Origin of the sequence: Pseudomonas sp. PDM15 (assembly GCF_014851565.1) — a bacterium.
Classification (GTDB): Bacteria; Pseudomonadota; Gammaproteobacteria; order Pseudomonadales; family Pseudomonadaceae; genus Aquipseudomonas.
Genome location: NZ_JACVAA010000009.1, coordinates 118,842 through 131,832, shown reverse-complemented (window position 1 = coordinate 131,832; position 12,991 = coordinate 118,842). Strand labels below are relative to the sequence as shown.

General features: G+C 56.4%; 9 protein-coding genes. All 9 read right to left on the bottom strand.

Annotated elements, in window-relative coordinates; translation table 11 throughout:
- Positions 1-23 precede the first annotated feature (23 nt).
- The 9 genes from IB232_RS22105 to IB232_RS22065 all read right to left on the bottom strand — a co-directional run bounded on the left by IB232_RS22105 (position 24) and on the right by IB232_RS22065 (position 12,819).
- Entirely contained in the window at positions 24-2,183 is a 2,160-nt protein-coding gene (locus IB232_RS22105; protein WP_192400709.1) for a DNA topoisomerase, read from the bottom strand.
- A gap of 110 nt (positions 2,184-2,293) precedes the next feature.
- Positions 2,294-3,301 carry a ParB/RepB/Spo0J family partition protein gene (locus IB232_RS22100; protein WP_192400708.1) on the bottom strand — a complete coding sequence of 336 codons (1,008 nt, stop codon included), beginning with the start codon at positions 3,299-3,301 and terminating at the stop codon, positions 2,294-2,296.
- Positions 3,302-3,408: 107 nt separating this feature from the next.
- Positions 3,409-4,521, bottom strand: coding sequence for a ParA family protein (locus IB232_RS22095; RefSeq protein ID WP_192400707.1), 1,113 nt, complete (start codon positions 4,519-4,521; stop codon positions 3,409-3,411).
- 110 nt (positions 4,522-4,631) lie between these two features.
- Positions 4,632-5,522: a replication initiation protein gene (locus IB232_RS22090; protein WP_192400706.1), complete on the bottom strand. Its 891-nt coding sequence runs from the start codon at positions 5,520-5,522 to the stop codon at positions 4,632-4,634.
- Positions 5,523-6,707: 1,185 nt separating this feature from the next.
- Entirely contained in the window at positions 6,708-6,980 is a 273-nt protein-coding gene (locus tag IB232_RS22085) for a hypothetical protein (protein ID WP_153575620.1), read from the bottom strand.
- An 8-nt stretch (positions 6,981-6,988) separates the two neighbouring features.
- On the bottom strand, positions 6,989-7,843 hold the full coding sequence (locus tag IB232_RS22080) for a hypothetical protein (RefSeq protein WP_192400705.1): 855 nt from the start codon (positions 7,841-7,843) through the stop codon (positions 6,989-6,991).
- 272 nt (positions 7,844-8,115) lie between these two features.
- On the bottom strand, positions 8,116-11,106 hold the full coding sequence (locus IB232_RS22075; protein ID WP_192400704.1) for a hypothetical protein: 2,991 nt from the start codon (positions 11,104-11,106) through the stop codon (positions 8,116-8,118).
- The gene (locus tag IB232_RS22070; protein ID WP_192400703.1) at positions 11,103-11,315 is read right to left on the bottom strand and encodes a hypothetical protein; all 213 of its coding nucleotides are present in this window, start codon (positions 11,313-11,315) and stop codon (positions 11,103-11,105) included. Before IB232_RS22070 ends, IB232_RS22075 begins: the two co-directional genes overlap by 4 nt.
- Positions 11,316-11,652: 337 nt before the next feature.
- On the bottom strand, positions 11,653-12,819 hold the full coding sequence (locus IB232_RS22065; protein WP_192400702.1) for a hypothetical protein: 1,167 nt from the start codon (positions 12,817-12,819) through the stop codon (positions 11,653-11,655).
- Positions 12,820-12,991 lie beyond the last annotated feature (172 nt).

Below are 12,991 nucleotides of genomic sequence, written 5' to 3'. Positions count from 1 at the left end.
ATGAATGCATAGCGTCAAGCCGCTTACGCCGGGTTTTCGATGTTCACCGTGTGCTTGCACTTCGGGAATCCCGAGCAGGCCCAAAACGGGCCCTTCGCTCCTTGGCGGATCACCAGATGGCTCTTCTGGCACTTGGGACAGATGTCGCCTTTAACGACCTCTGCTTTCGGAATGGGTTTTCCATCAGCAGCAGCTCGAAGGCTTGTCTTGCAAGCATCTCTGTCCGTGCAGCCCCAGTACGGGCCGAATCGGCCAGTCTTGATGTACGCCATAGGCTTCGCGCAGGCCGGGCAATTGGCCGCATGCCCGTTGAACTCCAAGATCGGCTTGGATGCTTCTGCCCGCTCCTGATTCACCCCACGCTGCTGAAAATAGGCAGCGCATTTGCGCACTGCATCTTCGGCAGCCTTCATGGCGGCCTCGAAGGTGATGCGCTTATGCCGTACGTGATCCATGTAATCTTCCCAGATGGCGGTTTGCCCTGGATCACGCAAGATATCCGGCAGAGACTGGATGAGCATGATCGCATTGTCGGAACAATCGATCTTGCCTTTCCCCGGCCCCGGGACGATCAGTTTTCGGTTGCGCAGCTCTTTGATGATGGATGCGCGAGTCGCTTCGGTCCCAAGACCGGACGTTTCCTTCAGGCGCGCGCGCTGATCCTGGTTGGTCACGAACTTGTGGACGCTGATCATGTCTTCCAGCAGCGTACCTTCCGTGTAGTATGGAGGCGCCTGGGTTTGGCCTTGCTTCACATCGACCTTATCGACCACAGCCTCCATGCCATCGGTGACCGGTGGTAGTTTTTGCTTGCCATCGCTCTTCTCGACAGGCTCGTCGTCATCTGCCTCTTCCGGCTTCGCCTCAAGCGCTTTGAAGCCTTGCTTCAACGGCGTGATTCCGGTGGCTTTCAGTAGAATGCCGCCTGCAGGCATGGTCACGTCTACCTGGTTGAACTCATAGTCCGGCGCAAAAGCGCGCATGTAGTACAGAACGATGAGCTGATAGAGCTTCTTTTCGTCGCCCGCAAGCCCGCTCGGTACTGATGCGGTGGGCAGAATGGCGTGGTGGTCGAAATCCTTTTGGATCTCAGCCTCCGGCTTGATGCGATCCTTTCTGAACACCGGCTGCGCGCTGCCACAGGCCGCCAAGGAAGGTGCCCAGCCGGCCGACTCCAGGGCCGACAAGATCCCAGGGACATCAGGAATCTGCTCCTCCGGCATGATGTTGCATGAGGTGCGGGGATAGGAGACATACTTGGCGTCGTACAGCGCCTGGCAAACTTCCAGCGTCTGATCGAGCGTCCATTTCCAACGCTTACTGCAGTCTTTCTGCAGATCAGAAAGACTTGGGAATTTCGGAGGGGACTCCTTTTGGTCGGCCGACTTAACGACCAGTGGACCTCTAGCGCCGTTTACAGCTGCTGCCAAAGCATCGGCCTTGGACTTTTCCCACAAACGGTGTTCGTCACCTTTAGGCGCAAAGGTCATCGTCAGATTGCCAACAGCTGTCGAAACGTCTGCAGCCAAGGTGAAGAAAATCTTCGGGGTAAAGTTGACGATGGCCAGGTGTCGCATCACCACCAGGTTAAGCACCGGAGTTTGAACTCGCCCGACTGGAAAGACGACCTTGGGCGGTGCAAGCGTAAGCGTCGCGCCGCGGCTGTTAGTCATCCCCCACATGTAGTCGAATCGCTGACGAATCAGCGCGGCCGCGTAGAGCGTATCGAAATCGCGTCCGTCCTTGAGTGCTTTCCAGGCGTTACGGAGGCTGGCTTCGTCCAGGGCAGACGACCAGAACCTCATGAGCCTATGTTTGCGGTTCCCGGATAGCTCAATCAACTCTCGCCCGATCAGCTCGCCTTCTCGCCCGCAGTCGGTAGCGATAATGATCTCATCGGCCGTTTTCAAGAAACCGAGCACAGTGCGCAGTTGGTCCGCCTTGCCGTTGACAGCCGCGACCTTCCAGGACGGAGGAATGATAGGCAAATCTTCGAGGGACCATTTATCCCAGCGCGGATCCAGCTTACTCGGCTCAAGCATTTCAACCATGTGACCGATCGAATGGGTGAATACCCAGCCGTTCTTGGCCTTGTAATACCCTCTGCCGCTTTCAGCGATGCCGAAAAGCGAGGCATGAGCCTTGGACTGATCCGGCTTTTCACAGAGAACGACCGTCGACATATCGACCTCAATTTTCTTACATGATGTCGATAGTATAACAGGCGATCTGATTAAAGTTCATCCAGAAAACAAAAAGCCCGGCATAACCGGGCATTTTTTAGAGCCGTCGCTTAGTCCAGCTCGATCGTCTCCAAGTAACTGGAAACCAACTCAGCGAGCTTAGCAGGGTCGACACCTTTCACACACGAAAGCTCGACCTTGCTCCCAGCCACCTTGATGCTTCCAAGTGGCTTCCCTTTGGAAAACAGCGTTCGACTCTCCTTTCCAGCACCTCGACCGCCGCTAATGGTGGACTGAACCCACCGCACCGCGCCCTCCTGAGTAAATCGACCGTCGCCAATGCCGGCAACTGCTTCAAGCACAACGTCCTCATGAGCCTGCGAAAGCTCTACGAACTTCAGCACCTGCTTCGTACCAATCAAATCCGGCTTTTTCTCCAGCAAAGCCTGAACACTTTTCGGCAGCTTCAAATAACCAAGGCAGCGACTGATCGTTGACTGGTTAACGCCGACGCGCCGAGCAAGGGCGCTCATAGAAGGCTCAAGCCCCTTATCCAGGATCTTGCTGTACGCCTTAGCCAGCTCGAAATCCGAGAGATCCTCATCACCCTGGTTGTCAGCCACGGCGGTGATCTCAGCCTCCTCATCAGACATCTCGCGAATACGCGCCTCGATATCCGACCAATGAAGGAGCTGATGAGCTCTCCAACGTCGCTCGCCGCCGACCAACTCGTACCGGCCGTCGGCTTTTGGCCTTACAAGAATCGGCTGACGCAAGCCACCTGCGGCCTGAATTGCATCAGCCAGGCGACCGAGAGCCTCCTCACTGATCACCAACCGCGGCTGGTATGGGGAGACGTCAATCATCCCCACGGGGATCTTCTTTATTTCGAATGCAGGATCAACTGCAGCGACAGCCACTGGCGCCACTGGCACGGCGGGGGCTGCAGACGAAGCTTCTTGCTGCGCCAAGATATCCTCCAGCGTCACCTCAAGATTTGCCTCTGGAATCTTCTCCGGAGCACGAACACCCTGGAGATGCGTTGGTGGCAAATGCGCGTCAGGCACAGCAGCCTCAGCTGCCCGGTCAACCCCCAGGCGCCTTGTTACTTTTGGCATGGGACACCCCTTCGATTTTCCACCTATGCACCGTGCATAGGTCAATTTTCGATCACCTATGCACCGTGCATAGGTTGTTTTTTAAACAGCTATGCACCGTGCATAGCTCAGTGGAGGGTTTCGCGAATCCTCTGCAACACCTCAGCGAAAACCTGCCGCATCGCCCCAAGCGAGTTATCCGACCCAACTTTCCAAGCCAGGATAGGCACGCCATCCTCAAGCGCCTTGGAATAATCCTCCGAGAAGAAAAGCTTGCTGTCTGTGACTTTGCCAGGGAAGAGCTCGGAGAGCCGCGCTAGGTTGGTCATGATCCGCGGGCGATTCTTTATGAACATCGTCGGGATCGCGACGATTTCTGGCGATCGCTGGAAGTCTTCCTGGAAAGCGGCCAGCTTACCGGCAAGACGAGTGAGCGCCCTGAAAGAGAACTTATCCATCCGGATGGGGCAAACCAGGAAGTCACTCGCAACCATGCTGTTGCGGGTCAGTAACGAGCCGGATGGCGCGTTGTCGAAGATGATCACGTCATAGCCACTAAAGTCACAGGCCGGCAACTGACCCGCGCGAGCCTTCACGATGTGGGACGCGTAGCGGAAGTCGGAATTGTTAGCCGCCCCGAGCGCCACATCCAAGTCATCAAGCGATTCCTCCGCCGGAATCAGATGAGGACCGTACTCACCGAAGGGCTTCTTGATCACCTTATCTAGTGGAAGGGGAGGGAACATATTGCTGACACCCAAGAGATTGCCAAAGTGACCATCGATAGCGCGGTCAGCAGGCACGCCCACCTCTTCGAGCTCAGCGGGGGTCAAATCAGGATCGTACCCGAGCATGCTGGACGCATCGGCTTGGGGATCGTTATCAATGAGGAGGGTGCGGTAACCCGCAAAAGCAAAAGAGAGTGCCAGATTCACAGAGCAGGTAGTTTTGCCAGTGCCGCCCTTTTGAACAAAAGTCGACACCGTGATCGGCCTGGAGAGGCTCTTAGTCAGACCTTTATCCCGACGAAGCGCCGCAATCTTGAAGATGTCCGCCGGAGTGTAAACCCGCGCGGAAACAGTGCCACGCGGCACACGCCGAATATCTACGCCCAGGTCAGGCTCGGCAGCCTTCAGCGTCTGCAGGCTGATGCCCAGGGCATCAGCTGCAAACTGCGGAGGGAGGTAAAGGGAATCGAAGTCGGTATACGGATAACTTTCTTGCGCTTGAGCATCGGCCATGGCCACGTCCTCAGGTTGACTGTAGGCGTAACCATATACCATCAACAGCAGACCGCAAGCCGTTTATATGGTTTTCGTGTGTTTTTTGCCTAAATACCCTATAACGGCCCTCAGCGATCACCGCCGGCGGCCTGCGCTGGAGGCAAGTCTGCATGAATGTCCTCAAGCGAAGGCTCCAGATCGAGCGGCTGCTGCACCTGCGGCTTAACGGAGAACGTGAAGCAGATCATTTCGACCGAGCGCCCCTTCTTCTGGTAGGTGACCTTCACGTCGAGATCAGCGGTGCGATTGATCTCCTCCACCGCATGCTCAATCACGCGCCGGCGCAAATCTCTGAACTGGCTGTAGGTCTCCTGAAGCTGGAGACGATCACGCAACTCCTGCACAGTGATCTTCATCCAACCAGTGGAGCGAAACTGGCAGAGCCACTCATAGATCCTGACGCTGTACACGCTGTTGAGATTAACGATCTCGCCAGCACGATAAGCCGTGTACTGGCGCTCAAGTGCGGTGAGCTGAGGCATTACCTGGTCTGTGAAGTGAACTTCTACCTCACCCATACCCTGGTGATACTTGACCTCACTGACCCACCGGATTCGCCGGCCGCTCTTGTTCGTACCGATCCGTATCTCACGATCGAACAGGGTATTGCTCGCGTCGCGCAACGCGAGATAGGCGGCATCGAGGGTAACGTTGAAAGTCTCCGCGTAATCAGAGGCCCGAATCACAAACACCTTCGGCCGCAGAGGGCGCCTAGAGTCGATAGCCGACATGCAGAGACGAAGAAGTCGAATCTCCGAAAGCGATAGGTGATAGGAGGATGTGACCAGGGCATTTGACTGGCCAATCACGCGATTCCAGGTGCTTGGGTAGTCGTCGCCAAGATCGTCGCCCAGCAGATCCTGAGGATTGATGGACACGCCATCGATCACCATGTCGATCGCTGGCAGCTCATCGTCTGTATCGTGAAGGCTCTTGTTGGCCCTAGCTGAATCAGTCATCTTAAACCCCCTCGCGTGCAGCCAAAGCATACAGGGGAAATTACGCAATCCGTCCAGATGTCCGAGAATCTGTCCACCTATTGGGCTTGCAGCCAAGTAGGCGTGCCTCACAGCCTGTGGATAGCGCCGAGGAAACGTCCACCAGTTCCGAGGATATGCCCACGCTTACCGACTAATCGGCCACATCAAACCGAGCAGACGCCCACCAATTCCGAGGAAACGTCCACTTAGCGACCTTTCCGACCAAGCTAGAAGCCTAGTGCCACAAGGGTTTCAGAACATTTCACCTCCCTTTAAAAACAAGAATAAAAATATCTAAAGGCTTTTCTTATAAAGCGACAGGCCAGCAACGCGCCAAGACACACTTATCCACACCCCAAGACCAGATGCCACAAAGAAAGGTGGACGTTTCCTCGGAAAAGCAAAAGCGGGTAATCAGGGAGCGGGCAGCCTGAACGACCGATGCATACGCAGCACCGAAGCGATCCATACCGCCGCCAAAGGCAGAGAGGCCCTCAGACGAGGCGTACTGCAGAGGCCATTCCTATAGGTGGACAGATTCTCGGCGGCATCCAGACGCCCCATTCTTGGCTACCAGGAACCTAACAGGTGGACAGATCCTCGGGCGAGGGAAAGTTCGCCGGCTGCATTACAGGTGGACGGATCCTCGGCGGAGCAAAATCTCACCGATAAGTGGACAAATCCTCGGCAACTTAAAGTAGGGATTGGTGGACAGATCCTCTGCCAGCGAGCCTTCAATCCCTTATGCGGCAATGGCTTAGGATGCTCTTCTAGAAGTCGCATGCTCAAACGATTCAGCCAATAGGTGGACAAATCCTCGGCAAGCGAAGGAATGGCTGAGCTCAGCAGCCCGATTACCGGAATAGGTGGACAGTTCCTCGGAACTGGAGCAAAGCCCTTACGGGACGGGCATTACAGCCGGATGATATGTGGACAGATTCTCGGAGCTGAAAACGCCTGGATGTGAAGCATAGGTGGACAGATTCTCGGCCTTAATAGAGGGCATTAGGGCAGGGAGAGCCCTAAGCTGATGCCCTGAAGGACTTCAGCCGAGAATCTGTCCACCTATATGAAACCCACAGTGCCCGATTAGGTGAGGGAGGAGGGAGGTTAAGAACGGAACGGTGAACAGGCCCGAGGATCCGTCCACCTATATGCTCAGGGTCACTCTTTCCAGAGGTAGGAGCCAAGCTTCTCAGCAGCAGGATCGGCGTTCAGCTCTTTGGAGAGCTGAGCCTTCAACCGCTCTACCTTCTGATCAGCTGCTGATCCCGACTGGCCACCGGAGGCGCCGCCATCGGATAGCAATTCTGACATAACGCCGTCAGGCCCATTGAACCCCTCCGGCTTTGTCTGTACCTCGTTCATGGAGCCAGTACCGGCAGCATTTGCAGCGCCGGCCAGGATGAGGACTACCGAGCAAATCGAAACACGCATGTTGTCACCTACCGGTTATAGAGACCTGGACCGTCAGAGAGATCGTCAGGCTCAGGGACTTGTTGTTGGACAGAAGGCTCTTGGCGCGGCGCAGAAGTCTCACCACCGCGGCGGAAGAACGAAGTAAGGCCGTCGGTAATCCCGCTGAGCAACGATGGCTCGGCATGCTTCTTGAGTTTCGAGATGTCACTCTTGCTCACCACCTGGATGCCTTCTGCTTTCGCCAGCGCTGTGACGATCTGCATGAATTCAGGCGAACCGTTGAACCACATCTGGGACCAACCGGCAGCCTTGCCGCACTCAATGAAAGCAGCAGCCACTTCATTCATCGAGGTGCCGCGCATCTTGCACGAGAGATTGCCGGTCGCAATGTTCATGGTCACTACGCTTGAACGAAGGAGTCCGCCCTTGCTCTTGAAGGTGATTTCGTCACCAGAAGATGCGAACACTGCACGAAGACCACCCTTGGACTCTGAACGGAGCAGAAGCGCCTGAGCATCATCCCAGAACGCCTCTGCCAACAAAGCTTTGAGCTTCTCTGCACGCTTTCGCGCTTCAGACTCTGCGCGCTGGACTTGAGCTGACTGGCTCACCGCCATTTCATCAACAACACCGCCGGCCTCGAACACCTGCTCGACCACTTCATCCGAAAGCGGGGCGCCACCGCCCTCAAAAATCGCTTCTTCAGCTGCGGAGGCGACCGGTGCATCGTCGACCACCTCTAGCTGCTCTGCAGGTGCCGGGATGTCCTGTACACCGGCATTGGCGCCCTGCAGCAGCAAGGCGGAGATATCGTCATCGGTTTGGGCCCAGAGAGGCGCAGGCGCTGCACTTTGCTGGGAAGCGGTTTCGGGCTTTCGCATGGGAGTCACCAAGTCTGTTGTGTCAAGGTAGTCTCAATAGTAATATAGGGTTCGCATGTGAAACAGATAAATTGCATGCCATTTCCACAGCCGCGTCTTACACAGATGCGGTTTTTTTTGCGCGCTTGTTTTGCTCTGCTTATCTATGCTCTTTTTGTTTTTGCTATGCCGATTCCCGCATTTCCAGCAGAGATTACGCCTCGGTATTGGATGATTGGCATAGCCATGAATAAGAAGGCCGCCTTGCGGCGGCCTCTTTCACTCGGAGTGGATCAGGCCTTCGCGGCCTCGACGATCTCCTGCACCAGAAGATTCACAACCCCGTCCAACGGCAGGTCAGGGCGAACCTGCTTCAGCTCATCAATTCGCTTCTCGATCGAACCTCCAGGAAAGAGCTTGACCAGGATCTTCAGCGCAGAGAGATAGCCCAGTTCGAGCGAAACCTTACGACGCACTGAAACGTCATTAGGCGTCGACGAGAAAGCCCAAAGGTACATGCTCGGAAGGGGATAGGTCAGATACTGGATCAGCCGCCCCTTGGAGGTTTCGGCGATCAGCAGCATGTGAGCGCCTTCAGAGTCAGCACCTCGAACCTTGCTCCGAAGAGCATCGACTGCAGAGGGCGGTAAGCCGAAGCGCTTCTGGCAGCGAACGATGCCTTGCTCACCTGGGGACCCCAGGAAAAAAATCGAACTTGCCAGCTCAATATCATCAGGGCCGAAGTCCTCATCACTCTGCGAAGCCATTCCGTAATGGATGTTGAACTTACGGATCTCGCGACGATCCTGCGCAAATTGCGCCCTGACGGCTGGAAAGGGCTTGGTACGATGATATTCGTCAACGTCCAATCGCGAGGGCATGCTCTTCTCGCGATCCATTACTCGCCGATGGAACTCTTTTACATCCGGATCGCATACCAACTCGTCGAGGACATCGTTGTTGATCCACCACTTACGCGTGGTCGCATGCCGTGCAAGCAGCATGATCAGCGCACCCTGCTGCTCGCCGGAAACCCCACCCCCTTTAACCACGTCTTCCAGGTTCAACGCCAATACCCGGGCGTTCGTCTTGAAAGTGGTTGGGCCGCTGAAAATCTGCTGCCGCGTCCAACTCTGCAGAACGCTTTTCAGGTACTGAACCAGGGAGATACCCAAGCCTGGCACCTGCTGCGAACCATAAAAGTCGTTAATCTCCTGGCTGGAGGCCAGCACGTCAGCGAGGTCTGGTATCGAAGGCATGGCACGCCATTGCGCAAGCTCTGCGAGAATCATCTTGCGCTGACGGAAAAGCTTCATCGTCAAAGCTTTCCAGCTCAGATCGCCTGCGTCGTTCCAACGCTCGCGCGTGACGATTTCATCGATCTCTTCATAGCCTGAGAGGCCTGGCGTGTACACCTTCAGTCGCGAGCTGGTATCGGACAGATACAGCTTGTAGGCGTTCTCGATCAGCATCGGCACGATGGTCGTAACACCCTCCGGAGGAGCATCTTTACCGGCCGACGTGAACAGCTGCGTGAGAAAGTTCGTCAGGAACATCCGCTCCACCGTGGTGGGATGCCATACGCAAAGCTGAGTATCGAATGGGTTCATGCAGCAGTCGGGCGACTCGGTGATCCGACGATAGCTGACCTGCCATAGATGCTCTTTCGGCAGGATCGACTCCAAGAGAAGGATCACGCCGCTGGAGGAAGGACCGATGTCGAGCGTAACCATCCGCGGCAATAGGTTGTCTGATGCGTATGCCTCAATGTAGGCGGCCCTGATGGCCTGGAGGAGCACAGACTTACCGCCACCCATGGGGGCGATAAGCACGTCAGACACGAATTTTTGGATCCCTGCAGCCTGATGTTTGAACGGGTACAGGCGCTTCGCTTCTGTGAGCATCAACAGCGCGCCCTGCATGTGCCGCTGCCAGATCGAACCTGGCCGAGAGAAGGGCAGGGCGATCATTGCGTCCTTGACGGGAACAGCGAATGTCGTAGCCGCATAGGTTGTTGCTCGATCACAACCAGGAACAGCGTGCTTGAGCAACTCGTCAGGATCATCTGCGTCCTGCCGCCACTGGCTGCCGCCCCAGGCCTGCAGCTGGCTTATCAGGGTGTATATCTGGTGGCGGGCCTGCTCCTGGGTCTTTGCCTCAGTGCACACTTGCATCCGGAAGCCGCAAAGGTTCTCAGTCTTGGCAATCTCCAGAAGAGCCTCTGCGTGACTGGAGATGTCCGCGTTACGGCTCGACAGGATCTTCACGGACTGCGCGACGCCCTTATGGGTGTTGACGTAGTTGCGCCACTTTTCCGCACCTGAAAGGAAGCACATCGATGTCCACCAGTGGAAATCACGCGGCATCGTGTTAACCAGCAGGTCCGAGTCGAGCCAGGTGAGCGGATGGACATACATGTAGGCGACCGCGAAGAAGCGACCGCCGCGGTTACCGATCCGCACGACGCCATCGTCGTAAACGGTTAGAGGCTCGGGAAGTATTTGATCCCGGATGTGGGGGAGGCGGGTATGGTCGTCGGCAGCACTGTTGACGTTGAAATAGCGGCGATCACCTTGGACCGCAGGAACCCAATTGGCAGGCGTGGCGTCCGGAAGGTACAGGCGCCTGATCTCTCGAATCAAAGCCTCGCTTTCGATCGGCTCGCAGATCTGGGTCACATCCTGGGATCGCATGGCCTTTGCAAAGGCGTCCGTGTTGCTGTGATGACGCTGGTATAGCGTCTGCATCTTGCTGCCCAGGATCTGCGTGTACGCACTCAGGCTTCGCGGGAGGCCGCCAAGCAGGCGTTGAGCACCCTGGGCGTCCAGCGCAACCTGCTTGGGGTCACCCAGTGATTGCATGGACGTGGTAACCGTCGCGATGTTGTTTTCCCTTACCGCCTTCTTGGCGAGCATGTCCTCACGAGAGGTGATCAGAGCCTCTACCGTGGCCATGTCCACGTTCAAACGGCGCCATGTTTCGCGCGAAACATCGGTTAAGAGGTGGAGATCTTGTTTCGCCTGGTCCGGGTTAACCTCGGTCACCCACTGAATCTGACAGCCCGGCTGCTGAAGCTGGCTTGATAGCAGAGTGAAGAGCGACTTCAATGCCGCTCCGCGCTCAGCATTGCCGAACATACGGTAAGCGCCCGACATCCTCAGCCCGCTCATATACCCCAGCCCCGCCTGCAGCTGGATCGTACGGGGATCTACCACAGAGATAATCGGAAGGCGAGAAGAGCTGAACTTCCCGAAGAGCTCATTCAGCGAGTAGAAAAGGGTCATCCCTCCACCTCCTGGACGATCTGCTCCGTCTTGGCGAGCGCCACATCTGCCGGCTCATTGGTGAGCGCATTGAAACGCAGGAGCAGCTGATGATCTCGCATGCCTTTCACCTTCGACAGAAAGTTGGCCTGCAGCGAGGTAGCCGAAATCCACTCCCTCATCGCTCGTTCAAGCCCCGCTGCAGGGGCGATTTCCGAAGCAACAGCCATAATTGCGCTCCTAAACTAAGTCCGCGAATGCCGTTTTAATCTTCGATTCGCATAACTATGCAAATCTATTTTTTGTTTTGCTTGGTAATGAAAGCCAAAGCCAATCTGGTACAGGTAGGGATTTGTTACGCCAAAGAATCGGACCAAAAGCGCCGGAACGCCCACAAAAGCGAATCCAACCTCGCATGACGAAACCTGCACCGCCCGCATATCTATGCGTCCTTACGCCAATAAAAGCGCAGCGACCGCTGTAGATCCTGGCTGTGCAGCCTTTCAGGCGCCGAGCCGCACGCACCAATTCCCACCTCGAATGACGAAACCAACCTCGCATGACGAGTCAGGAACCAGTCATCGGGGGCTCAAGCCCCATCTCCTGACACAAGCTGTCCAAGTCAGCGATCGCCATTGCTGGCAGAGAAACCACCAGGCGGCCACCGCATGCGCTCGACATGGGCGTGTACCCAGCGTCGTAAACCTTCTGCGCATGACGAATCATCATCAGCCGATCGTAAGCAGCCACAAATGCAGCTACCGGCTCCCGGCCAGTGGCCGGCTTGTCGCCAGAAGTCGTGCCCAGAAGCGCATAAAGAAGGGCCTCAGCAACCAGCGCGGCGGAGTATGAGTAGTCACGATCAGGTACGAGACGTACCCCGCCCGTCGAGGGCCCGGAGAGCTGGTCACCCAGACTCTCTACGCGACTTGGCCGCCATACACCGCGGACTACCAAGTTGGACCGGTCCGCGTAGAACATCGCCTCAGGCAGAGCGCACCAAACTCGCGGATCAGAGTCTGCGGACTGCCTGGCCGCAAATGGTGCGACCACAGCTAAATCCGGATCGAGGTCGCTGATGCTCACCTCAAAGAGCGAGCCGAGCCCTCCTTCAGCCATCAGCCGATTGCTATCCGCCTGGCCAGAGAGGGGATGGAACGTCCAGTCTGCACGCAGATGAGGTACAGGCAACTCCATCAAAGCCTGGAGATAGGGGATGCGAGGCGCAATGTAGGTTCGAGAAGTTGCATCTGGGTTCGACTGGACCATCGCAGGCGTCATGTACTCGTGCGCGTTACGCGCAGCAAGAATCAAGGGAGAGCCCGCAGGCTGGCGACTCGCCACACCCAGGAAGTTGTTCAGATACCAGTCAAGGCGACCAAAGACCTTTCCGTTCCAGCCGAGATTGCCTTCGAGGTAGCGCGCAATCTCCTGAAAGATCTGGAACACCGCCGTTGCCTGGTCCGGGATAGGGGCGTACTGCAGCCCAATCTCGTGAATGATGCTGGACATGCTGCACCGGAGCAGCTGGTCGCCGCGCAGATTCGACTGCTTGTAAAGCTGGCCGTTCTTGAACTCTTTGTAACCCACGCTGGTGTACCAAACGACACCTGAGGCGAGATCAGAAAGCCGATTGATGCGGCGCCCCCCTTCGGCGGTTACTGCGTACCCAGCCGAGGTCGCGGGATACCGGTTGTCATCCAGGATAACGACACCCAGCGCAGGGATTGGCATAGGTTCTCCTTAATTCGCATTGTTATGCATTGATTGTTTATTCCGCGCACATCGGCGCTTTTTCAAGCATTCCCTCGCTTACTCACACCGAGAAACAGCCCTCCCAGCAAGGTCTGCCAGGCGCCGGACGCATCCAGGCGCGTCGCAGCACCCGACAAAGCAAAACCGACTA

Excerpts from the sequence above, each read along its gene's own strand:
- IB232_RS22105 (WP_192400709.1), bottom strand. The coding sequence starts at position 2,183 with ATGTCGACGGTCGTTCTCTGTGAAAAGCCGGATCAGTCCAAGGCTCAT.
- IB232_RS22100 (WP_192400708.1), bottom strand. The coding sequence starts at position 3,301 with ATGCCAAAAGTAACAAGGCGCCTGGGGGTTGACCGGGCAGCTGAGGCT.
- IB232_RS22095 (WP_192400707.1), bottom strand. The coding sequence starts at position 4,521 with ATGGCCGATGCTCAAGCGCAAGAAAGTTATCCGTATACCGACTTCGAT.
- IB232_RS22090 (WP_192400706.1), bottom strand. The coding sequence starts at position 5,522 with ATGACTGATTCAGCTAGGGCCAACAAGAGCCTTCACGATACAGACGAT.
- IB232_RS22085 (WP_153575620.1), bottom strand. The coding sequence starts at position 6,980 with ATGCGTGTTTCGATTTGCTCGGTAGTCCTCATCCTGGCCGGCGCTGCA.
- IB232_RS22080 (WP_192400705.1), bottom strand. The coding sequence starts at position 7,843 with ATGCGAAAGCCCGAAACCGCTTCCCAGCAAAGTGCAGCGCCTGCGCCT.
- IB232_RS22075 (WP_192400704.1), bottom strand. The coding sequence starts at position 11,106 with ATGACCCTTTTCTACTCGCTGAATGAGCTCTTCGGGAAGTTCAGCTCT.
- IB232_RS22070 (WP_192400703.1), bottom strand. The coding sequence starts at position 11,315 with ATGGCTGTTGCTTCGGAAATCGCCCCTGCAGCGGGGCTTGAACGAGCG.
- IB232_RS22065 (WP_192400702.1), bottom strand. The coding sequence starts at position 12,819 with ATGCCAATCCCTGCGCTGGGTGTCGTTATCCTGGATGACAACCGGTAT.